Below are 20,941 nucleotides of genomic sequence, written 5' to 3'. Positions count from 1 at the left end.
ACTAAAGGCATACGCCGACTAAGGCGCATCTCTTGCACATCTAAGATTATCCCTGCCTAGCGGGAAATCCAACACTCCAACGGCGCCGGATAGTGGCAGCGACCAGCAAAAACGATTTAGCGATCGCGGAGCTGCTCGTCAAGCCCGTCGCCGAAATCCTCTTCCCAGCTACCACTGGAAACGTTGTGCTCATCGTCCAGGTCCTCCTCCTCGAGGCCCAGGATGCGCTCCGCGGTGCGGCTGAATTCCGCACCCCAACCGGCGGAGTCGGTGCGCGCCAGACCCGCGATCTCGACCACGGTTCCCGGCTGGCCGTCCTCCCGCGGCGCCAGGCGCACCCACAGGCGGCGGCGCTTAATCGCCAGAGACACCACCAGGGATCCCAGCATCAGCATGGAGAAAATGAATACCCAGTACAGGCTCGGATCGTGGCCGATCTGGATGTTGATGAACTCCTTGGCGCCGTCGAAGGTGATCTCGGTGCCGTCGTCCAGGGTGACCTTCTCGCCGACGCGCAGGTTCACGCGGTCCAGCTTCTCCAGCAGACCGTTGTGCATCTGCTCCGGGTGCAGGGAGAAGATGGACTGCGCGGTGCCGGCGTCCAGGCCCGTCTGGCCGCGGTAGACGTCGATGGCCACCGCCGGGTCCGTCATCGCCGGGTAGCGGGAGGTCAGCAGCGCACCCTTCTCACCGGTGAACTCCGCGGTGGGTGCGAATAGGCCCTGGATGGCGACCTGGTTATTGCGCCGCTCCAGCTCCGTGTCGAACATGTCCGCCGGCGGGTCCCAGCGCATCGCGCCGGAGGAGAGGAAGTTGATCAGGTCGTCCGGGCGGAACTGCGTGGTTTCCGTCACCGTCTCACCGTTCGGCCACTTGATCGTGAAGGTCGGCGCGTAGCCGTGCCCCTGCAGGTAGATGCGATCGCCCTCCAGGCGCAGCGGGTGGTTGACCTTCAGGGTGGTCTTTTCCCACTTCTCGTGCGGCTCGTAAGCAGCGTCACCGACGGCGTAATCAATGTCCGATTCGAAGTCCACCGCCTGCCCGTTGGGCAGATACTCCGCTTTAAAGTTCTTGACGTTGATGCAGAACGGGTGCAGGCCGGTGCCGTCGAAGAGCTGCCCGTGGCGGAAGGAGTCGAAGTTACCGACCGCGGAGTTACAGAACTCGGAGTTCTCCGTATCAGCGATGATGATCGCCTGACCCTCGTAGTAGGTGAGACGGCCGACGCCGACGGCCACGAGGATGCCCACCAGGGCCAGGTGGAAGACGAGGTTCGCGAACTCACGCAGGTAACCGCGCTCCGCGGAGATGGACCAACGACCCGCGCGGTCGTCCTCAGCGGAGGTTTCCGCGATGTGCCAGCCCTTGAACTCGCGGCGCAGCAGCTCCTTCATCGCCTCCGGGTCGGTGTCCACGGTGCCGGAGATGTGGTTCGGCATCCGCGTGAGCACCTTCGGCGCCCGCGGTGGGGTGGAGCGCAGCGCCTGGTAGTGATCCCAGCTGCGTGGCAGGATGCAGCCCACGAGCGAGATGAACAGCAGCACGTAGATCGCCATGAACCACGAGGAGCTGAAGACATCGAACAGGCCCAGCTTGTCGAAGACCTCGGCGGTCTTACCGTTGGCGGCGATGTAGTCGGCCACCTTGTCCCGGTTCAGCGAGCGCTGCGGCAGCAGGGCGCCGGGAATCGCAGCAAGAGCCAATAGGAAGAGCAGCACCAGGGCCGTCTTCATCTTGGTCAGCCACTGCCACCCACGCTTGGGCAGGGCCAGAATCAGCCGAGCGGGGTTCTTCCCGCCGCCTGGCTTCGTACCGGCCTTGTGCTCAGTCATGAGAATGCCCTTTCACGTTCTTCTCGCACACGCTCTACTCACCCGTTAGATCGGCAACGTTGTATCACTGATGAACGCGTCCCGGATCCACTCCACAAATATTGCCCACTGCCCGGTGAGCAGCAAAATTCCAACAATCACCAGGAGGATGCCGCCGGCTACCTGGATGCTGCGGGAATGGCGGCGCAGGAAGCCAACGCCTGCCAGCGCCCGGCGCGAGCCCAGGGCCAGCAGGATGAACGGCAAACCCAAGCCAATGCAGTAGGCGATGATCAGCAGCACCCCGCGCGCGGCGGTCGTGCCCTCGGTTCCCGCGGAGACGGAGATGATCGCCGCGAGCGTGGGGCCCAGGCAGGGCGTCCAACCCAAGGCGAAGATCCCGCCGAGCAGCGGGGCTCCCGCCAGGGTCGTCCAGCGCTTCGGCGCCATCCGGGTGTCGGCCTGCAGCGGGGTGATGAAGCCCATGAAGACCACGCCCATGAGGATCGTCACCGCGCCGCCGATGCGCATCAGCAGCTGCTGGTTGATCATCAGGGTGCTGATCAGGCCGAAGACCGTGACCGTGGCGAGTAAGAAGATCACTGTGAAACCGGCGACGAACAGCAGCGCCGCAGCGCCCACTCGCCCCTTCTTATTCGCGACCTTCGTGCCCTGCTCGGTGAACTCGGTATCCGCGCCGGCCACGCCCGCGAGATAAGAGATATAGCCCGGCACCAGCGGGATCACGCACGGCGATGCGAAGGAGACCAGGCCTGCCAGCGCTGCCGCCAGCAGCGCGAGAACCAGCGGACCGGCGGAGACCGTATCCGCGAAACGCTGGCCGATGTCCCCCGCAGCCAGGGTGAACACAGCCTGCTCCGGGCTCAGCACTTAAGCTCCCTCCCCAGCTGCGGCTCCGTCATCCTCGTTGAGGATGGGCTCCAGAACCTTCCACAGTTCATCGTCGGTGATTTCCTTGAGGAAGATGTGGGCCGGACGGTGCTGCTTATCCAGCACGATCGTCGTCGGGATGACGGACGCCGGGATACCGCCCAGCCGCAGCGCGGACTTGAACGGTGGGTCGTAGATGGAGGGGTAGGTGATGCCGTAGGTGCGCACGAAGTTCTTCGGCTTCTCCCGCGACGGGTCGCGGACGTTGATGCCCAGGACGGTGCCGTCGCCGCGCTTTTCCAGCTTCTCGTGGACGCGCTCCAGGTCATCCGCCTCGGAGCGGCACGGCCCGCACCACTGTCCCCAGGTGTTCAGGACGACGGCTTTGCCGGCGTAGTCTTCCAGGTTGATCTGCTCGCCTTCCTCCATCAGGGACTCGCCGGTGAGGTTGGCGACTTCCTTGCGCTCCTCCTGCGGGTAGCTGATGGAGGTCTGCCCGCCTGGGGAGACGAACTCGAAGGTGCCACCGACCGCGACGGCATCGTCGCCGGTCGCGCCCTCCCCGCAGGCGGTGAGCCCGCCGAGGGAGATGGCGGCGGTGAGCAGCGCGGCCAGTGCGGCGCGGCTGCGCGAGCGGAGATTGGGACGGGTGCTCCTCAGATGGGCGCCTCGTCGCGACATGGGGCCTACCTACCTTTCTGCTGCTATTCGCTCGGGTTGCGACCCGTTAAATATCGGCTGCGGGCTCGGAGTAGATCATGTCCACCAGCTCCTTGCCCTCGAAGATCAGGGAAGTCACGCTGGCGAGGTTGCACTGGCGGGCGGCCGGGTTGTGGGCCAACTTCTGGCCGCGCACGTCGCGCTGGATCATCACGATCGGCAGCTGGTGGCTCACGATCACGGCCTCGGAACCGCGGGCGGCAGCGCGGGCGGATTCCACGGCCTCCCACATGCGGTCGCGGATCTCGGTATAGGGCTCACCCCAACTCGGCTCGGCCGGGCGGCGCAGCACGTGCCAGCGCTTGGGGTTCCACAGCGCGGAGCGCACCCCCTTGATATGCAGACCTTCGAGGTCGTTACCCGCCTCGATGACCCGCTCATCGGTCTGGATCTCCAGGCCGAGTTTCTCGGCGAAGGGCCGGGCCGTCTCCTGTGCGCGCTGCAGCGGGGAGGCCACCAGGTGGGTGACGTGGTGGTCGGCCAGGTCGGCGGCCGTGGCATGAGCCATGTTCTCGCCCCGGGCGGAAAGCCGGTAGCCAGGGAGGCGACCGTAGAGGATCCGATCTGGGTTGTGGACCTCGCCGTGGCGAACCAAATGCACGATGGTTGTCATGCTTGTCGAGCTTACCGGCCGACCCGGCCTGCGCCTAAGCCTCCGCGGCGGCGGCTGCCTTCGCGGCTGGCACGAGGGCGGCCTCGAAACGCTCGAAGTCCGCGTCCGTCAGCGCGGTGGAGACGAACCAGGTCTCGAACACGCTCGGCGGGGCGAAGATGCCGTTGTCCAGCAGCTCGTGGAAGAAGGCCGGGTAGCGGAAGGTCTCCGCGGCCTTCATCTCCTCGAAGTTCGCGCCCTCGCCGCCCGCGAAGCGCACGGAGAACATCGTCCCAGCGCGCTGGATGTGGTGCTCCACGGACTCGCGGTCCAGCGCCTCGGTAATCAGGCCGATCAGGCGCTCAGCGTTGGCGTCCAGGGTGCGGTAGGCGTCCTCGTCCGCCAGCTTCAACGACGCCAGCCCGCTGGCCATCGCGACCGGGTTACCGGAGAGGGTGCCCGCCTGGTACACCGGGCCGACCGGGGCCAGGTGGTCCATGATGTCGGCACGGCCGCCGAAGGCCGCGGCAGGCAGGCCACCGGAAACGACCTTGCCGAAAGTCGTGAGGTCGCCGGCGACACCGTCCTTGCCGAACCAGCCCTGGTATCCCACGCGGAAGCCGGTCATGACCTCGTCGACGATGAGCAGAGCGCCGTTGGCGTGCGCAATCTCCTTGAGCTGGGCGTTGAAGCTGGTGCCGTCCGCAGTGATGGAGGAAACGGTGCCCATGTTGCCCGGGGTGGCCTCGGTGATGATGGCGGCGATCTGGCCCTCGTTCTCCGCAAATGCCTTCTTGACGGCCTCGATGTCGCGGTACGGCACCACGACGGTGTCGCTGGCGGCGGCTTTGGTGATGCCCGGGGAGTCCGGCAGGCCGAAGGTGGCCACGCCAGAGCCGGCGGCGACGAGCAGGGAGTCCACGTGGCCGTGGTAGCAGCCCTCGAACTTCAGGATCTTGTCGCGACCGGTGAAGCCACGGGCCAGGCGCACGGCGGACATGGTGGCCTCGGTGCCGGAGTTGACCAGGCGGACCTTCTCCACGCTCGTGCGGTTGACGATCTCCTCAGCCAGGTCGACCTCCAGGGAGGTCGGGGCGCCGAAGGACAGGCCGCGGGAGGCGGTCGACTTCACGGCCTCGACGATCTCCGGGTGGGCGTGCCCGTGGATCATCGGCCCCCAGGAGCACACCAGGTCCACGTAGCTGAGGCCATCGGCATCCTGCAGCTGGGAGCCGGAGGCGGAGGTGATAAACGGGGAGGTCCCGCCGACAGAGCCGAAGGCGCGCACCGGAGAGTTCACACCCCCTGGGATGAAGCGGCGTGCCCGCTCCATCGCCGCCGCGCTCTCGTGGTGGCGCTCCTCGGCTGCCGCGTTGACGTTGGTGTTGGTCGAAGCCATCGCCTACATCGCCCTTTCTTTAAAGATCCTCGTGGTTTTCATACACTATGCCCCTCATCCTACCGATGGCCCCGGACACCCCTGCCGGCCCGTGGGCCCGCCTGGCCAGCAGGCTTCTGGCCTAGCAAGCCGACTGCGCCGGGCGCGGCTGTTCACCCCGGCGCGCGAATATCTCGACCCCTAGCGACCGGCGACGCCGGGGCCGGTGATGTGCTCCTGCAGCTCCCGTCCATCCTCCGTGGCGTTCAGGCGCGCGCTCTCCACGAACTGCTCGCGCTGCTCCGCCCGACGGCGGCGCTCCCGGCGGCTGCGCAGCCGCTCGACCCAGCCCTGCCAGGTGTGCGTGTGCCGCATCGTGGCGGCGTTGTAGTTGTGCCGCAGGATGCGGGAGCTGCGCCACTCGATGACGGTGGAGCTCAGCAGCATGACCACCGTGGCGGCCATCGGGTTCATCACACCCGCCACAGCCAGGGTGATCGCGATAGCGTTATACGCCCAGGCCAGCCACACATTCCAGTCCACGGTGTTGCGCACGTGGCGGACGAAGTTAATCAGGGTGGGGATCGCCATGACGTCGTCCCGAAGCAGGACCACGTCCGCGCTATCGGCCTCCGTCCGGCTCGGGGAGCCCATGAGGATGCCGACATCTGCCACCCGCAGTGCGCCGATCGAATCCTGATCGCCGACCATCGCCACCCGGTGCCCACGGGCATGCACGCCGCGCACGGCCTTGGCCTTCTTACCCGGCACCACGCCGGCCAGCACGGTAGACGCCCCGATGGAATCCGCCAGATGCCGGGCCACCGGGTACATGTCGCGGGACATCATCAGCGTCTCCACCCCCATCGATTCCAGCTCCTCGATCGCGAGGGCGGCGTCGTCCTTAAAAGCATCGGCGACGTTGATGACGCCGCGGTCCTTACCCTTCCAGGACACGACGACGGGGCTGCCACCGGACAGCGCCGCGGAGGCCAGGTGCGGGTCGCGCACCTCGCCCAGGTCCTTTGGTCGCCAGACCCGGGCGGTGACGCGACGGACGTTCTCGTCATCCGTCAGCTCCGGGGAGGCCGGCAGCTCGTGCCGGTCGCGGCGCACCACGTCCTTATAGTTCTTCCCCTTCGGCGGGACCGGGACGTCGATGGAGCCCACAAACGTGCCCTCGGCATTCACCTTTACCTCGCCGGTTTCCAGCCACACGGGGATGGTGTCGAAGCCGGAGTTCGCGTCGCGGGTCTCGCGGTCCGCGCGGACGATCGCCTTGGAGACCGCGTGCTCGGACTCCATCATCAGCGAGGCCGCGACGCGCAGCACCAGCTCCGGGTGCTCCCCGTGCGCGACCGTCAGGTTCACCACGTTCATCGGTGCCCGGGTGAGCGTGCCCAGCCGGTTGAAGATGATCGAGTCCACGCCGGAGAGCCGATGGATCGTCGCGCTATCGCGCAGCAACATGCCGTAATTCGCCGCCCGAGCCAGGCCCAGGCGCAGGGCCAGAGGCGCGGAGAGTGCCAGCGCCACCGGGCCCACCGCCGCGAGGACAGAAAGACTGGTCGCCACGGCCGCGTCTAGGGAGCCGTTGAAGATCAGCCACATGCAGAAGTTCACCACCGCGATGGCAAAAGCCCACGGCACCAGCAGGCCGGCCGAGCGGTTGGTGATCTGCGCCATCCGGTTCTCGTCCTGCGCGGCGTGGGTGAACCAGCGCCCCATCGCGGCCAGGCGGGTGTGCGAGCCAGTGGCGTAGGCGCGCACCTTGAGCGTCTGCCCGTGATTCGTCGCCCCGGCGTAAATCCGATCGCCGACCACGAGCTCCTTCTTGCGGTCCACTCCCCCGACCGGCCCCATGTCCACGACGCCGCGGCCGCTGATGACCTCGCCGTCCACCGGGCACGTCATTCCCGTTTCCAGCAGGACGTCGTCGCCGCGCCTGATCTCCGCGGTGGAGATGACCTTCTTCTCCGACTTGTTCTTCCGAATGACGGTGATCGGCTCGTTCTTCGGCGGTTGCAGCACCGCCAGCACGGCCCGGGTGCGGATCTGGTTCCGCCGGGAAAGGAGGCGACCGAAGAGCAGCAGGATCGTCACGCCGCACGCGACGTCGAAAAAGATCGCACCCTCGAAACTCGGATCCGACCAGGTGCGGGCCAGCCACACGGTGTTGGCCCGCCACGTCGGGTCGGAGGCGGAGGTCGTGATCAGGGAGAGCACGGAGAAGCCGTAGGCCAGCAGGATCGCTAGGCTGCTCGCCCCGTCGAGGGCGGACATGCTGCGGCGCACACCGGCGACCATCGCGCGGTGGAAGGGCCAGGCCGACCAGCCGACGACGACCGTGGACAGCGCCAGGCACACCCACTGCCACCAGTCGAACTGCAGGGAGGGGATCATCTGCATCGCCACGACAGGCAGGCCGAAGACGACCGCGATGATGAGCCGCCAGGCGGTCACCAGCTCGCGGGCGGTGTGCAGCACCTCACCGGCGCGGGCCTCCCCACGGCGGCGCGCCCCCGCACCCTCCTTGCGGCGCCGGGCGGCCATGATGGCACGCTCGCGGGCGGATTCGCGGCGGGACCGGATGCGCGGGTCCTGCTTCGTCAGTCGCGTGGCGCGGCGGCGCAGCGAGGAGGCGGTGAGATGCCCGCGGATCCCGGCGTCCTCGAGGTGGCGCTGCACCTCGTCGGGCCGCACGCTATCCAGCGCGGAGATCCACACCATGTTGGCGGAGTACACCACCACTGCCTCGACCCCGTCGATGGCGTTGAGCTCGTACTCCAGGGAGGTCGCCTGCGCCGCCGACTCCAGGTTTTCCAGGTGGAAGGCGTAGGACGAAAGTCCGTTGCCCGTGCTGAGCACGTTGCTGTGTTCTTCGGCGTCGTACTTTTCGACGTCCACGCCGGCCGCTTCGGCCGCGCTGCGGGCCTGCGCGATCGCCAGGTCGAGCTCCTGGATGTCGTCGCCCCGCCCGGGTTGGGGTGTGGAGAATTTTCCCGCCATCGGCTCAGCTTAGGCCTTATCTTCGCTATCAGCGTTCCCATCCTGGGACTTCCCCCAGGGGAGGCGACGCTTCTTTCCACTCTTGTGCTTATCGCGCTCGCGGCGGGCCTGCTCGTATTCCTCGGCATAGCGCTCGACCTCTTCGCGGCTCGGGATGCCGAACCATTCCGCGTTACCGGGGCGGGACATGAACCACATGCCCACGCCCGCGGTCACGCCGGCCAGGATGCTGAGCACGCCGAGAGCGAGGACGAAGCCCACCGCCATCGTCGGTGGCCCGGAAGACAGACTCATCAGCACCGCGGTGAGCATGAGGTAGACCGAGCCCACGTTGAGGAACATGCGGGAATACACCGCGCCGCGCCCGGCACGCAGCGTGAGCCACGCGCAGATCAGGGCCGCGATGATGAGCCAGGCGGTCGTGAGGGCATTCGTCCCCAGGACGAGGGTGTCGATGGAGACGTTCTCCGTCACCTCGTCGGGAACACCGGCCCCCTCCTCGATCGTCTTGGTGACGGTGCGGCGCAGGTCGCGGTCGTCGCTCAAGTTCGCGACGAACTGGACCAGGGCGTAGAGGATCTGCAGGCCACTGACCGCCAGCCAGGCGCGCACGCCCAGGCGGACGTTTTCCGGCGCACCCTTGAGGCTCGGTGCGAGGCCATCTGGGCGTCCCACCTTCGGGGGCTTCGGCAGTTCCGGTGGCGTGCCCGGGTCCGGGTTTCCCTGATTCTGGGAACCATTGCCCGACTGCCGCTGGTTGCCCTGCCCCTGGGGATTGTTCCAACCGGGAGCGACCGGGCCGCCGTCCTCCGGCTTGGGGTAGCCGGGGATGTGCCCACTATCGGGGCTGGCCTCCCATTGCTGGCCCTGCTGGCCGCGCGGTCGCGGCGGACGGGACTGCCCGGAAGGAGTGGGAGAAGAAGAGTTGCTCATAAATCGCAGATCAAGGGGTCGTGTGGAGAAAATACGTGCCGACAATCAAGGGATTGTCGGCACATCTTTCGGCTAGCCGCGCAGCATTTTCGCGACGGTCGTCGCCCAATAAGTCAGAATGATGTCTGCACCAGCGCGGCGAATCCCGATCAGGGATTCCATGATCGCCGGCTCCAGATCGATCCAACCGTTCTGGGCTGCTGCACTGATCATCGCATACTCACCGGACACCTGATAAGCGGCGACCGGAACCGGGGACATGTCCGCAACCTCCCGCAGCACGTCCAGGTACGGCATCGCAGGCTTGACCATCACCATGTCCGCGCCCTCATCGATGTCCATCTGGGTCTCAAGCAGGGATTCCCGGCGATTGCGGGGGTCCTGCTGATAGGTGCGGCGGTCGCCGGTCAGGCTGGAGCCAACGGCCTCGCGGAACGGGCCGTAGAAGGCAGAGGCATACTTCGCGGAGTAGGCCATGATGGAGACGTCCTCGTGGCCGGAGGCGTCCAGGGCCGCGCGGATGACCGCGACCTGGCCGTCCATCATTCCGGACGGGCTAACGATGTGGGCGCCAGCATCCGCCTGCGCGACCGCGAGGGCAGCGTACTGCTCCAGGGTGGCGTCATTGTCCACGATCTGCTGGCCAAAAGCATCCTCGCCCTGCACCCCGCAGTGGCCGTGATCGGTGAATTCATCGAGGCAGGTATCGGCCATGACGAGGATGTCGTTGCCGAATTCCTTACGGATCGCACGGAGGTTTTTGTTCAGGATCCCCTCCGGGTCCACGCCCACGGAGCCGGTGGCGTCCTTATCCTCGTCCAGCGGGACACCGAAGAGGTCGATGGAGCCCACGCCCGCCTCTGCGGCCTCTTCGACGGCACGCAACAGGGAGTCGGTGGTGTGCTGGTAGACCCCAGGCAGGGAGCTGATCGGCTTCGCCTCGCTAAGTCCGTCCGCGACGAACATCGGCAGGACGAGCTGGCTCGGGTTCAGGCTGGTCTCCGCCGTGAAATCGCGCATCACCGGATTGGTGCGCAGGCGGCGCGGGCGGCGGGGAATATTGAACTGCAGCTGGGAATTCTGTGCGGATTCAGACATAACACCGATGGTACGCCACGGGGCAGACACCACCGTGCGGACGAGCCCAGCTCCGGAGTGGGCTGCTCGCGCAACGCTCGGAGCTCTCCCCGGGGATGCCGAGGGTCAGCTATTCGGTGACCTCATCAGCCAGGCGCACGGCCCAGGTCACGGTCTCGTCGCCGTCCTCCGTGATCCACAAGGCCTCGACGGTGGCCCGCAGCCCCGCCGAACCTTCCACCTCAGCGAGCAGCTCCGCCGGCGGATGGATCATCGTTCCGAGCAGCGTGCGCCGCACCTCCGCCCCGGCCAGCGCCTCACCGGCCTCCGCGATGAGCAGCGGCTCGCGCGGCTCCTTGAAGTCCGGGGTGCCCACCTCGCCGCGGACGTACAGCCGAACCTCGCTGGGCACGTGCGGGCTGGCGATCACGAACGGGTCCGCCGCGTTCACCGCGGGCAGCTCGCCCCAGGCTGCCAGCCCGATCTGCTGCTTCTGCCCCTTGGGCCCGCCCCACGCACTCGTCGCGAGGATCGGGACGTCCTCCCCCTGAGCGAAACCCTCCGGGAGGCCATCGAACTCAGCGAGCGGGCGCACCGGGACGACGTTGCGGGTGTCCCGCGGCGGTGTACCACCAGCTGGGTTGGAACCGCCGTGCTTCTTCTTTGCTGCCATGGCCCCTACTTCACCACAACATGCCCCGTCGCGCCGCGTTCGGCGTCCACAAAGCGGTGATTGACGAAGGGGTACGTCCCCGCCTCCGGGAACTCCGCCTCCACGAATCCACCCTGCGCGGGCTGAAGGTCGAGCGCCTGCCCCGCACCGCTCGGCTGGTTGCGCACCGTGTAAGCACCCTCCTTGTACATCACCGGGAATTGCGTCCCCACGATATGGAAACTCTCCGCGATGTTCGGTCCGGCATTGAGCAACCAGAACCGTGCCCGCTGCCCTGGCTCCAGGCGCAACGGGGACTGGATGTACTGGTTCTCCAGCCCGTTGAACACCACCGCGCTCGGTTGGGCGGCCTGCAGGAGTTCCTCGTTCACCGGCTGCTCCGAGTCTGAGTCCAGACCGTAGACCTCCGACTGCACCAGCAGGAACTCCTTATCCACCGGATCCAAGTCCGGCGGATCGATGATCACTGCGCCGAACATGCCGGCCGCCACGTGCAAGCTCATCGGCATTGTCGCGCAGTGGTACATCCAAATCCCGGCGTTATCTGCAGTGAAACGGTAAATCAGCTGCTCCCCCGGGGCAATGTCCCGCATGGGTTCATCCGGGGAGACGATGCCCGCGTGGAAGTCGATGGAGTGGTTCATCGTGCCGGAGTTCTTCAGCACGATTTCGAAGGTATCCCCGACCTTGCCACGCAGGGTCGGCCCCATCGGTTTGCCGTTGAAGGTCCACCAACCGCGGGTGGCTCCGCTCTCGTGCGGGGCGCCTTGGACCTGCTGGACGTCGATGGTGATCCGGTGGGTGCGGTTCGCGCTCGTCGGTGCGAGTTCCGGGTCCCGCATCCACCTCGGGTCGAGCGGCGTATCGGGTACTTCCTCGCCGGCGTTGACGGAACCGGCACCATGAGCAGTGTGTCCCGACCGGATCCCTCCGCCGGCAGCCTGCGACGCATCGCCATCCCCGCTGGTGTGGACCATGAAGGTCATGCCCTGCATGCGGTGGCCCGCGATGGTGCACCACCCTTCCACGTCCGCGCTGATGACTCCGGCGTCCAGTACCCGGGTCTCGCCCGGAGAGACGCGCCCCGTTTCGGCCCCGGTTGCGAGCTTCAGGTCGTGGTCCTGCTTGTCATCGTTGGTGAGCACGAGTTCGAGTTTGTCGCCGGGTTCTACGGTGACACTGTCGGGGTGGAAGGCCATGCCCTTGGCGGACACCTCCACCCGCACCGTGTTGCCTGTGGGGGCAACCTGCGAATCGGTAGCAGTGTTCGTGGCACCACCGGATCCCCCAAGAGCTGCGCCACTGGCCAGCACCAGGGCAATCGTCGCGATGGCAGCGGCTACTTCGGCGACGCCACCGCGCCGCGTGCTGCCCACCGGGTTCTGGCGGGCCTCCGACACCCCAGCGGTCGCCTCGCCGGGCTGATCCGCCCGCTCGACCTCAGGGCGCTCGGCGGCTTTCTCTCGGCGCCCGCGTGCGAAGGCGGCCAGCTGCGCACCTTGGGCCTTAACAGCCCTGCGAATCAGTGGCACCACGAGCGCAAGTGGCAGAAGGGTCAGCACAGATACGGCGACCTTCAGCCAGCTACTGATCGGCAGCAGCCACACTGCCAAGCCCAGGTTCAGCAGCACCGTGCGGAAAGGTCCAGCCCAATCCAAAGCCTTCAGGCCCGCGTTGACGGCGGGGCGTGGGCCACCGATCGTGGTCGGCAGCAGATAGCTCATCACCCCCAACAGCAGCTGGGCCGCAAAGCCCACGGTCAACGCCAGTGTTGGCAGCGTGGCCTGGCTGGCCGGGGTGCCGATGGCGATCTGACCTGCGAGCCACAGCAAGCCACCGATGAGCCACAGCGGGGCAGCCACCATGGCCACGCCCGCAAACACCGGCGCATTCCCGCTGAAGATCCCGCGCAGCAGTGCTGGGGCATAGGTGGACAACAGGATCCCCCAGGCGGCCACATAAGCGACAAGCCCGCCAAGGACCACGAAACGCTGGTCAAGGAGCGCGCCGCCGCCGATACTGAGGACCCCAGTCCCCTGCAGGATGATCACGACCCACAGCCGCCGAGTCGCATGCCCCACCCCAGGGCGTCCGTCGCGTATCTTGCCGCTGCCCAGCGCGCTCTGCAGTTGCGGGGCGAGGAATGCCAGGCTGGCGGCCGCGGCAAAGCCTAAAAAGCCCAGCACGTTCACCGCGGTGTGCGCCAGCAGGAGGCGTTCTTGCCACGGTGAGGGCATACCCACTGCCAGGAGCGCGCCCGCGACCGCGCCGATCGGCAGGAACAGCGCCGCAAGAATATACGCACTGACGGGCACCAGTGGCAGGCTGTGCGCCATGCTGGCCCGGGCTTTGCGAGCCTGCTGCAGCAGGCTTAGCGCATGCGAGCACAAGCTCAAGCCCACGACCGCAGCACCACCAACCGTGATGCTGTGCGCGATCGTCAGCGCGGCGTCGAAAGAGCCTTCGGCACCCTTGCCGAGCTGACCGATCATCGTCAACGCAATGCCTGCGTTGAGCACCCAGATGCGCCTCAGCTGGCGAGGCCGGGCGGAATCCGGGCATCGCTGGTCGAGCAACTGCTCAGTGAAGCGTTGGGACCACACGACGATGGAGTTGGTCACCGCACCCAAGGTCAGCAGGTGGATGAGCACCCAGCGATATTCGGGCAGAGCGGGGTGCACCAACCCGGCGACCAGCAGGAGGCTCAGCCAGATGTTGACCGGACGGCCAGCTCGCCGGTGCCACGACTGCCGCCCATTACGCAACCCGGTACCGTCTTTCGCCATGTTCTCCAGCCTACTGAGAAGCACAAACCCGCCGGCATCACGTGCCGACGGGTGTCTTAGCTTCTCCCCTACTTCGCTGCGGTCTGCTCGCTCGTCTTCTTCCGACGGCGGCGGCGCTTCCGCGGTGGCGGCAGCTGCCCCTTCGCACGCAGGTCCGCCACGTGGGCGGCCAGCGCGTCCACCAGCTCCGGAACGCCAGCGACCTCCGGCATGACGTCCACCCGAAGCCCGTGCTCCCGGGCGGTCTGGGCCGCCATCGGGCCGATGCAGGCGATGATGGTCCGCGAGTGTGGCTTACCGGCGATACCCACCAGGTTTTTCACCGTCGAGGAGGAGGTGAAGCACACCGCGTCGAAGCCGCCGGACTTGATCATGTCGCGGATCTCCGGGGCCGGCGGGGCAGCGCGGACGGTGCGGTAGGCGACGACGTCGTCGACCTTCCACCCCAGCTTCAGCAGCCCCTCGACCAGCACCTCCGTCGCGATGTCCGCGCGCGGCAGCAGCACCCGGTCGACCAGGTCCAGATCCGGGTCGCGGGCCGGGAACACGTCCACGATGCCGGAGGCATTGCGGGCGTCGTCCTTGGGCAGCAGCTCCGGGGTGATACCCAGGGCCTGCACCGCGCTGGCGGTCTTCGGGCCCACTGCGGCCACGCGCACACCAGCCAGGGCGCGGGCGTCCAGGCCGAAGTCCTGGAGCTTCTCCCAGGTCGCCTTCACCGCGTTGACGGAGGTGAAGACCACCCAGTGGTAGTGGCCGTCCACGAGGTTCTTGATGGCGCGCTCCATCTGCGCCGGGGTGCGGGGCGGCTCAACGGAGATCGTCGGCACCTCCACGGGAATCGCGCCGTGACTCGCTAGCCGCGTGCTCATCGGCGCGGCCTGCGCCTTCGGACGCGGCACCAGCACGGTCCAGCCGTAGAGGGCACGGTTCTCCCACCAGGAGTACTTGCTGCGGTTACCTGCCTGGGAACCGATCGTGACCAGCAGCTGCTCCGGCAGCTCGCCTTCCTTCGCCGCGGGTCCGGAGGCCGCCGCAACAGACTTCAGGGTGTCCAGGGTGACGTCGTAGCTACGCTGCTTACGGGTCGTGCCATGCAGGGTGACGGTGGCCGCGGTCGAGCCCGGGATATTGCGTTCCTTCAGCTCGCTGGCGATGGTCGCCAGGTCCCCCGGCGCGGCGGTGAGGATCAGTGGCAGCCCCGCGGAGGCCAGCTGGTCCCAGTCCGCGCCACCGCGCACATCGGCCTCCGTGAAGTCGGAGCCCACGCCAATACCCGTGAACGCGGGCACCGCGACAGAGCCCGTCATGCCAGGGACGACCTGGAAGTCCACACCCAGGTTCGCGACCTCCTGCAGCTCCATCATCACGGCCTGGTTGGACAGCGGGTTGCCAGCCACCAGGCGGATGACGTCCTCGCCCTCGCGGGCCAGCGCGACCATCTCTTCGGCGATCTGGCTCGCGGTCAGCTGCTGGACCGGCTCGGCCTCCCCCTCTGCAACGGCCCCCTCCCCAACGAAGGGTGCGGCGAGACGGATTTCAGCCGCGGTCGGCGGTGCGGGACGGGGCGGCTTCCGGCGGGCGCCCGCCTCCTTCGCCGCGGCGACCTTGGCCTGCCACTCGGCCTCGGCAGCATCGATCTTGTGCTGTGGGACGGGCACCTGGGCACCCACCAGGGCACGCACGCCTTCCAGGACCTCGGGGTCCACCCACGCGTGGGCGGTGCTCTCCAGGGCCTTCTGGGCGCGAACGGTCAGCAATTCCGGATTTCCGGGGCCGGCACCAACGAACAGGACGCGGCCTGTCCCCTGCGGGGTAAGTCCGGAGGTAGTCATACTGATCTTTTCCATGTCATTTCGGGGCAGTTCCGAAGGGGAACGCTCTTTCGGGTGGCGGGGTGAGGCAGCTCGCAGCACCCCACCCTGGGGTTCCGCGAGCCCACTGTTAGCTCTCGCGGGCCTCCGCCACGAGTTCTGCGGCTCCGGCGTCCAGCAGGATCCGGCCGATCTGGGCGCCGACGCCGGCGGCAGCCGCACGCCAGTCGCCCGCCAGGTCGATGTCCACGGTGCGGGTCTCCAGCAGCTTGCGGGAGCCGTCAATGGCAAACACACCACCGGTCACGGTCAGCTGGTTCTGCTGCTCGTTGAGGGTCGCGTGTGCGGCCACCGGGGCGGAGCAGCCCGCCTCCATGGTGGAGAGCACGGTGCGCTCGCCGACCACGCAGGCATAGCTCGGGATGTGGTTCTGCGCAGCCACGGAGTTCCAAGCCTCCTCGTCATCCGCGCGGACCTCCACGCACAGCGCGCCCTGCGCCGGGGCGGGCAGGATGAGCTCCGGGTCGATGGACTCGGCGGCCTTGTCCAGCCAGCCGACGCGCTCCAGCCCGGCGCGGGCGAGGATCACGGCGTCCAGGTCGTCGCCGACCCGGCCCATGCGGGTGCCGATGTTCCCGCGCAGCGGCAGGATCTCCAGATCCGGGCGCAGGGCGCGCAGCTGAGAGACACGACGTGGCGCGGAGGTGCCGACCTTCGCGCCCTCCGGCAGCTCCATCAGCTTCTTGTTATCCACGCTGATCAGAACCTCGCGGGAGTCCACGCGCTCCGGAACCACCGCACGGAAGCGGGCGTCCGGGGCGGTCGGCAGGTCCTTGAAGGAGTGCACCGCCACGTCGCATTCGCGCTCGTCCAATGCGGTGCGCAACGTCTCGGTGAACACACCCACGCCGACCTTCGCGACCGGGATCTGGGAGGCCTGGGAGGCATCCCCCGGGGTGTGGACGATATGCAGCTCGGCCTCGTAGCCGGCGTCGGCCATGCCCTGGCGGACATGGCCTGCCTGCGTGGTAGCCAGCGTGGAGCCACGCGTACCGACGAGCAAACGGCGGTTATCTGTCATCGTCTTTCCCTCCTGGGGTCGAGGCCTGAGTCAGGTCCTGGTAGGTCGAGCGGTACACGGCCCGCGCGGCGGATACTCGATTTTCTTGCGGTTTTTGCTGCTTCCGCTGCCCACTGCCCGCGTTCGCGCCCTTCACCGCGCTGACCTGTTGGGTCATGCCGGTTGGAAGGTTGAACAGGGCAGCCAGGGCATCGGGGTAGCTGACGGACTGGCCCGCCGCGGAGAGCTTCTTGGCTTGCACCGTCGGGGTGTGCAGCAGCTTTTCCACGAGGCGGCGCATCGAGCGGTTCACAGCCTCGCGGTCCTCGTCGGACATCCCCGGCGTCTGCCGCTGCAGCGCGAGCATCTCGTTGCTGAGCGCGTCCATCGCCTGCTGGCGCAGGGCCTTGACGGTGGGGACGACGGCCTGGGCGCGCTGCTGCTCCAGGAAACCCTCGAGCTCCTCGGCGACGATGCCGCGGGCGGCGTCCTCGTCCTCGAGGGTGTCCTCGGTCATCCCGGTGAGTTCTTCGATGTTGAGCAGCGCGACCCCCGGCACGTCGGCCGTGGCCTGCTCGATGTCGCGGGGCATGGACAGGTCGATCAGCACCTGCTGGCGACCCTCCCGGACCTGCTGCGCAGCCTTGATGTCCGCCGCGCTGACGACGGTTCCCACCGCACCCGTCGCGGAAACGACGATGTCCGCCCCCGTCAGCGCCGCGGGCAGTTCGTCCAGGCCGATGCCGCGGGCCGGCACGCCTGCCTCCACCGCGTGGGAGGCCAGCTGCTCGGCGCGCTCGACGGTGCGGTTAGCGACGGTGACGTGCTCGATGCCGAGACGGCCAAGGTGGGTGGACGCGAGGGAGGACATCGCGCCGGCCCCGATGACGACGGCGCGGCGTCCGCTCAACGCGTCACTGCTGGCCTCCGGGATCCCAAGCACGGTGAGGGCCCGGTCGAGGGCAAAGCTGACCATCGAAGAGCCGGCGGAATCGATCTCCGTCTCGCTGTGGACGCGCTTGCCCGTGCGCAGGGCTCGCTGGGTGAGGTCGTGGAGGGTGCGCCCGACGGTACCGGCCTCCTTCGACTCCTCGTAGGCGCCGCGGAGCTGGCCGATGATCTGCTGCTCCCCCAGCACCATGGAGTCCAGGCCGGAGGCAACGTTGAGCATGTGCTCCACCGCGGCGTCCGAATAATGAACATAGAGGTGCGGCTCCAGCTCGCTGTCGGCGAGCCCGGAGTAGGTGGCGATGGTGTCCACGATGTGGTCGAGGCCGGGGTGGAAGGCGTTGGCGACGGTGTAAAACTCCATCCGGTTGCAGGTGGACAGCACCAGCGCCTCGGAGAGGGAGTCGTGATCCAGCAGGGCATTTTCCAGCTTGGGAAGGTCGCTATCGACCGTGGAGACCTGCTCGAGGAGGGACACCGGGGCGGAGCGGAAGGAAAGCCCGACGAGCAGCACGGCGGCGGAACCGGTTTGGACGTGCCCAGCCATCGGTCTTGCGTGCCTCCTCGCGAACCGGGAGTCGGACCCGGGTCTTGGGGCCGCCGACGGTGGGCCGAATGCTCCCCCGTGGTGGGGTGATGCACCGCAGCCGACGAGGTCGGTAGCCAGATGCTGCTGATGGGCGCAGCTCCCCTGCCGACGCTTGCCATCGGCTCTTTAACAGCTACCTACGGTATCCCTTAACCGACCCCAATGACAAAACAGGCATAGCCGACTGTTATAGGGACGGGACGTTGGGCACAGCGCGCAGCCCAACTGTGATGTTCCGTGGTGCCCCGCGTTGCCGTTTTAGCCCTCAAGCGCAGCCGCGAGCTCTTCGTTGTCGACTTCCCAGCAGGCGAATTCCTCATCGTCGATGAGGACGACGGGCACGCGGTCACCGAATTCCATTTTCAGCTCCGGGTCCTCGTCGACGTCGACCCGCTCCAGCGTGGCGTTTTTCGCCGCGACGACCGGGCGGATCTGTTCCCAGACCCGGGCGCAGGAGCCGCAGGTTGCGCGGGTCAGGAGGGTCACGATTTTCTTCTCATCACCAGTCACGGATTCAACGGTACCTTGGTAGCCGTGGGCGAGATTAAGTCAACAGCTTTCCGTGTCAGCCAACCCATCCAAATCATTCAACCGACCCAACCTAGCCAACCGAGCCAACACAGCTTTTCCCCCGTCACCCCAACACAATTAGAAAGCGGCCGAGCCTCCGTCCATGGGGCATGGTTGGCCGCGGGCGGCACACTGAGGTTGTCCCCGCCCAAAGCGGATGTTCCGCAAAACCCCAGCACCGCGGCATTCTTCGATCTGGACAACACGATCATCAAGGGGGCGTCCTCCCTCTGGCTGGCGCTGGGGCTGGCCTCCCGGCGCTTCTTCACCGTGGGGGATATCGCGGGCTTCGCCTGGAAGCAGGCGAAGTTCATCCTCTCCGGCACCGAGAGCCAGCCGGATATCGCCTCCGGCAAGCAGCGGGCGCTCGAGATCGTGCGTGGCCGCAGCGAGGCCGAGGTCGTGGCGCTCACGGAGGAGATCTGGGAGAGCACGATTGCCCAGCGGATCTTCCCGGGTGCCCGGGAGCTCGCCGAGGAGCACCTGGAGGCCGGCCACAGTGTGTGGCTGGTTACCGCGGCACCGGTGCAGCTCGCACAGGTCATAGCCCGGGCCCTGGGCTTCACCGGGGCGTTGGGAACGGTGGCGGAAGTCTCCGATGGGAGGTTCACAGGCCGGCTGGTGGGAGATATCCTGCACGGCCCCGAGAAGCGGGATGCCGTGGCTGCCCTCGCGGAGCAGCAGGGCTACGATCTTTCGTGCTGCGTGGCGTACTCGGATTCCTTTAACGACATGCCGCTGCTTTCCCTGGTCGGCCGGGCCGTCGCGGTCAACGCTGATCCCCGCCTGGCGGAGGCAGCCCGGGAGCGGGGCTGGCCGACGGTGGAGTACCGAAAGCACGATCCGAAGCGCACGCTGCTGGCGGCCGAAGCCAGCGCGACGGCGGCGGGCATGCTGGCAGCCGGGGCGGTGGGGTGGTTTCTCCTCCCCGCCCTCACCGGCGCACTCTCCCGGCGCTAGGTCTCCAGTGCCCGCCGCCCCGCTGGATTCCTTCAGCGCGGGCATTCCAGCTTCCAGTGTTTAAACAGCACGAAGCCCCAGCGGGGCCGGTTGGCTCCCACTGGGGCTCGTGCGGCGGCATCGCAGCCGTCTCGTCGCGAGAATTGTCTCGCGAGCCGCGAATCGGGCGCGTGGCCCGGTACGGCTTACTTGCCCAGCTTGCGACGCTGCACGCGGGTGCGCTTCAGCATCTTGCGGTGCTTCTTCTTGGACATGCGCTTGCGGCGCTTCTTAATCACAGAACCCATCGTGGGCACCTCACTTCAAATTGTTGAAAACTCGTATGCCGCGCCATCGCGACGGTTCCGCAGCCCCGGTAGGCGGCTGCCGCCCGGAAGTCAGCGAACAAGGCGAGCCCTACGCTTCAGCGCTTCATCGCCGGGGCGACCCGGGAGCTCACATAGGACACGAATTATTAAATTCTACCGCTCCAGTGGCTGAGCGCACAAAAATCGGCCCATAAGGGCCGGTTTCTATGCCGCGGTGGCAGCGCTAAACCCCGACTGCTATGGCGCTGAAGCCACGGTCGGGGAGGGTTTCTAACCAGTCTGCCCCTCGGAGGCGTCGTAGACGGACGCACCGAGATACTCGCTCACTGCCTGCTCGTGGACGCGGAAGGAGCGACCCACACGCACCGCTGGCAGGTCGCCAGCGTGCACCAGGCGATACACGGTCATCTTCGACACGCGCATCAGCTCTGCGACCTCAGCGACGGTCAGAAAGGTTCCTTTGTCATTTCCACCCATTGGGTTAGCCATAAAAGTCTTATCTCTTTCTTCACACGGCCCCGCGCTGCAGACTTCCCCTTCTGCAGGACGTCACGCGGCCACGCTTTCCTCACTACTATAACGTGAACCAAGTGACGCTTGCGCATTCAGGGACGATTATGTCGAAAGTGCTATTTGTTTCTTTTTGTGACTTGGGTTGACCAGTGCAAACAGTTCAACACCCACCACCCCCACCTCAAGTTTCACTTGAGACTCTCCCCGCCCCGGGAGTCTTGAAATTACAAAAATCGGGCCCGCCGCGCATTGCGGCAGGCCCCACGATGCGACCCCTCACGCACCGCTCTTAACCCCCTTACGCGCTAT

At 66.9% G+C, this 20,941-nt stretch carries 17 protein-coding genes; 1 reads left to right on the top strand and 16 read right to left on the bottom strand.

Going from position 1 to position 20,941, the window contains the following annotated elements; all coding sequences use genetic code 11:
* Positions 1 to 116: 116 nt before the first annotated feature.
* The 14 genes from QP140_RS04130 to QP140_RS04065 form a co-directional block, all read right to left on the bottom strand.
* Positions 117 to 1,832 carry a cytochrome c biogenesis protein ResB gene (locus QP140_RS04130; protein WP_284758344.1) on the bottom strand — a complete coding sequence of 572 codons (1,716 nt, stop codon included), beginning with the start codon at positions 1,830 to 1,832 and terminating at the stop codon, positions 117 to 119.
* A gap of 45 nt (positions 1,833 to 1,877) precedes the next feature.
* The gene (locus QP140_RS04125; protein ID WP_012359501.1) at positions 1,878 to 2,702 is read right to left on the bottom strand and encodes a cytochrome c biogenesis CcdA family protein; all 825 of its coding nucleotides are present in this window, start codon (positions 2,700 to 2,702) and stop codon (positions 1,878 to 1,880) included.
* Positions 2,703 to 3,383: a TlpA family protein disulfide reductase gene (locus QP140_RS04120; RefSeq protein WP_284758341.1), complete on the bottom strand. Its 681-nt coding sequence runs from the start codon at positions 3,381 to 3,383 to the stop codon at positions 2,703 to 2,705.
* A gap of 46 nt (positions 3,384 to 3,429) precedes the next feature.
* Positions 3,430 to 4,035, bottom strand: a complete 606-nt coding sequence (locus QP140_RS04115; RefSeq protein WP_284758340.1) for a histidine phosphatase family protein — start codon at positions 4,033 to 4,035, stop codon at positions 3,430 to 3,432.
* A 34-nt stretch (positions 4,036 to 4,069) separates the two neighbouring features.
* Positions 4,070 to 5,413, bottom strand: coding sequence for a glutamate-1-semialdehyde 2,1-aminomutase (gene hemL / locus QP140_RS04110; protein ID WP_284758338.1), 1,344 nt, complete (start codon positions 5,411 to 5,413; stop codon positions 4,070 to 4,072).
* A gap of 180 nt (positions 5,414 to 5,593) precedes the next feature.
* The gene (locus QP140_RS04105) at positions 5,594 to 8,401 is read right to left on the bottom strand and encodes a heavy metal translocating P-type ATPase (RefSeq protein WP_148811576.1); all 2,808 of its coding nucleotides are present in this window, start codon (positions 8,399 to 8,401) and stop codon (positions 5,594 to 5,596) included.
* Between the two features lie 9 nt (positions 8,402 to 8,410).
* A complete protein-coding gene (locus QP140_RS04100; RefSeq protein ID WP_284758337.1) occupies positions 8,411 to 9,334 on the bottom strand; it encodes an MFS transporter in 924 nt (307 codons plus the stop codon).
* Between the two features lie 72 nt (positions 9,335 to 9,406).
* On the bottom strand, positions 9,407 to 10,432 hold the full coding sequence (gene hemB / locus QP140_RS04095; RefSeq protein ID WP_284758335.1) for a porphobilinogen synthase: 1,026 nt from the start codon (positions 10,430 to 10,432) through the stop codon (positions 9,407 to 9,409).
* A gap of 109 nt (positions 10,433 to 10,541) precedes the next feature.
* Positions 10,542 to 11,084 (bottom strand): hypothetical protein, encoded by a 543-nt coding sequence (locus QP140_RS04090; RefSeq protein WP_284758332.1) that lies wholly within the window; start codon positions 11,082 to 11,084, stop codon positions 10,542 to 10,544.
* A 5-nt stretch (positions 11,085 to 11,089) separates the two neighbouring features.
* Positions 11,090 to 13,870: a multicopper oxidase domain-containing protein gene (locus QP140_RS04085; RefSeq protein WP_284758331.1), complete on the bottom strand. Its 2,781-nt coding sequence runs from the start codon at positions 13,868 to 13,870 to the stop codon at positions 11,090 to 11,092.
* Positions 13,871 to 13,938: 68 nt separating this feature from the next.
* Positions 13,939 to 15,720, bottom strand: a complete 1,782-nt coding sequence (locus QP140_RS04080; RefSeq protein WP_148811572.1) for a uroporphyrinogen-III synthase — start codon at positions 15,718 to 15,720, stop codon at positions 13,939 to 13,941.
* 94 nt (positions 15,721 to 15,814) lie between these two features.
* Positions 15,815 to 16,765: a hydroxymethylbilane synthase gene (gene hemC, locus QP140_RS04075; protein WP_284758329.1), complete on the bottom strand. Its 951-nt coding sequence runs from the start codon at positions 16,763 to 16,765 to the stop codon at positions 15,815 to 15,817.
* Positions 16,755 to 18,239, bottom strand: a complete 1,485-nt coding sequence (locus QP140_RS04070; RefSeq protein WP_284758328.1) for a glutamyl-tRNA reductase — start codon at positions 18,237 to 18,239, stop codon at positions 16,755 to 16,757. The genes hemC and QP140_RS04070 overlap by 11 nt, the downstream gene beginning before the upstream one ends.
* Positions 18,240 to 18,539: 300 nt before the next feature.
* Entirely contained in the window at positions 18,540 to 18,791 is a 252-nt protein-coding gene (locus QP140_RS04065) for a glutaredoxin family protein (RefSeq protein WP_284758326.1), read from the bottom strand.
* A 198-nt stretch (positions 18,792 to 18,989) separates the two neighbouring features.
* On the opposite strand from QP140_RS04065, the gene QP140_RS04060 reads away from it, so the two are divergent.
* Entirely contained in the window at positions 18,990 to 19,811 is an 822-nt protein-coding gene (locus tag QP140_RS04060) for an HAD family hydrolase (RefSeq protein WP_284758325.1), read from the top strand.
* 185 nt (positions 19,812 to 19,996) lie between these two features.
* Here the strand turns inward: QP140_RS04060 and QP140_RS04055 are convergent, their stop codons facing one another.
* On the bottom strand, positions 19,997 to 20,098 hold the full coding sequence (locus QP140_RS04055; RefSeq protein WP_012359487.1) for a 30S ribosomal protein bS22: 102 nt from the start codon (positions 20,096 to 20,098) through the stop codon (positions 19,997 to 19,999).
* 291 nt (positions 20,099 to 20,389) lie between these two features.
* Positions 20,390 to 20,596 carry a helix-turn-helix domain-containing protein gene (locus tag QP140_RS04050; protein WP_041628442.1) on the bottom strand — a complete coding sequence of 69 codons (207 nt, stop codon included), beginning with the start codon at positions 20,594 to 20,596 and terminating at the stop codon, positions 20,390 to 20,392.
* Between the last annotated feature and the right edge of the window lie 345 nt (positions 20,597 to 20,941).

This window comes from Corynebacterium sp. UMB9976, assembly GCF_030212265.1.
GTDB lineage: Bacteria > Actinomycetota > Actinomycetes > Mycobacteriales > Mycobacteriaceae > Corynebacterium.
Note: the sequence above shows the minus strand (reverse complement) of the source record. Positions and strands in the feature narration are given on the sequence as shown.

Coding starts and splice junctions, on each gene's coding strand:
- QP140_RS04130 (WP_284758344.1), bottom strand. CDS start 1,832: ATGACTGAGCACAAGGCCGGTACGAAGCCAGGCGGCGGGAAGAACCCC.
- QP140_RS04120 (WP_284758341.1), bottom strand. CDS start 3,383: ATGTCGCGACGAGGCGCCCATCTGAGGAGCACCCGTCCCAATCTCCGC.
- QP140_RS04115 (WP_284758340.1), bottom strand. CDS start 4,035: ATGACAACCATCGTGCATTTGGTTCGCCACGGCGAGGTCCACAACCCA.
- hemL (WP_284758338.1), bottom strand. CDS start 5,413: ATGGCTTCGACCAACACCAACGTCAACGCGGCAGCCGAGGAGCGCCAC.
- QP140_RS04105 (WP_148811576.1), bottom strand. CDS start 8,401: ATGGCGGGAAAATTCTCCACACCCCAACCCGGGCGGGGCGACGACATC.
- QP140_RS04100 (WP_284758337.1), bottom strand. CDS start 9,334: ATGAGCAACTCTTCTTCTCCCACTCCTTCCGGGCAGTCCCGTCCGCCG.
- hemB (WP_284758335.1), bottom strand. CDS start 10,432: ATGTCTGAATCCGCACAGAATTCCCAGCTGCAGTTCAATATTCCCCGC.
- QP140_RS04090 (WP_284758332.1), bottom strand. CDS start 11,084: ATGGCAGCAAAGAAGAAGCACGGCGGTTCCAACCCAGCTGGTGGTACA.
- QP140_RS04085 (WP_284758331.1), bottom strand. CDS start 13,870: ATGGCGAAAGACGGTACCGGGTTGCGTAATGGGCGGCAGTCGTGGCAC.
- QP140_RS04080 (WP_148811572.1), bottom strand. CDS start 15,720: ATGGAAAAGATCAGTATGACTACCTCCGGACTTACCCCGCAGGGGACA.
- hemC (WP_284758329.1), bottom strand. CDS start 16,765: ATGACAGATAACCGCCGTTTGCTCGTCGGTACGCGTGGCTCCACGCTG.
- QP140_RS04070 (WP_284758328.1), bottom strand. CDS start 18,239: ATGGCTGGGCACGTCCAAACCGGTTCCGCCGCCGTGCTGCTCGTCGGG.
- QP140_RS04055 (WP_012359487.1), bottom strand. CDS start 20,098: ATGGGTTCTGTGATTAAGAAGCGCCGCAAGCGCATGTCCAAGAAGAAG.
- QP140_RS04050 (WP_041628442.1), bottom strand. CDS start 20,596: ATGGGTGGAAATGACAAAGGAACCTTTCTGACCGTCGCTGAGGTCGCA.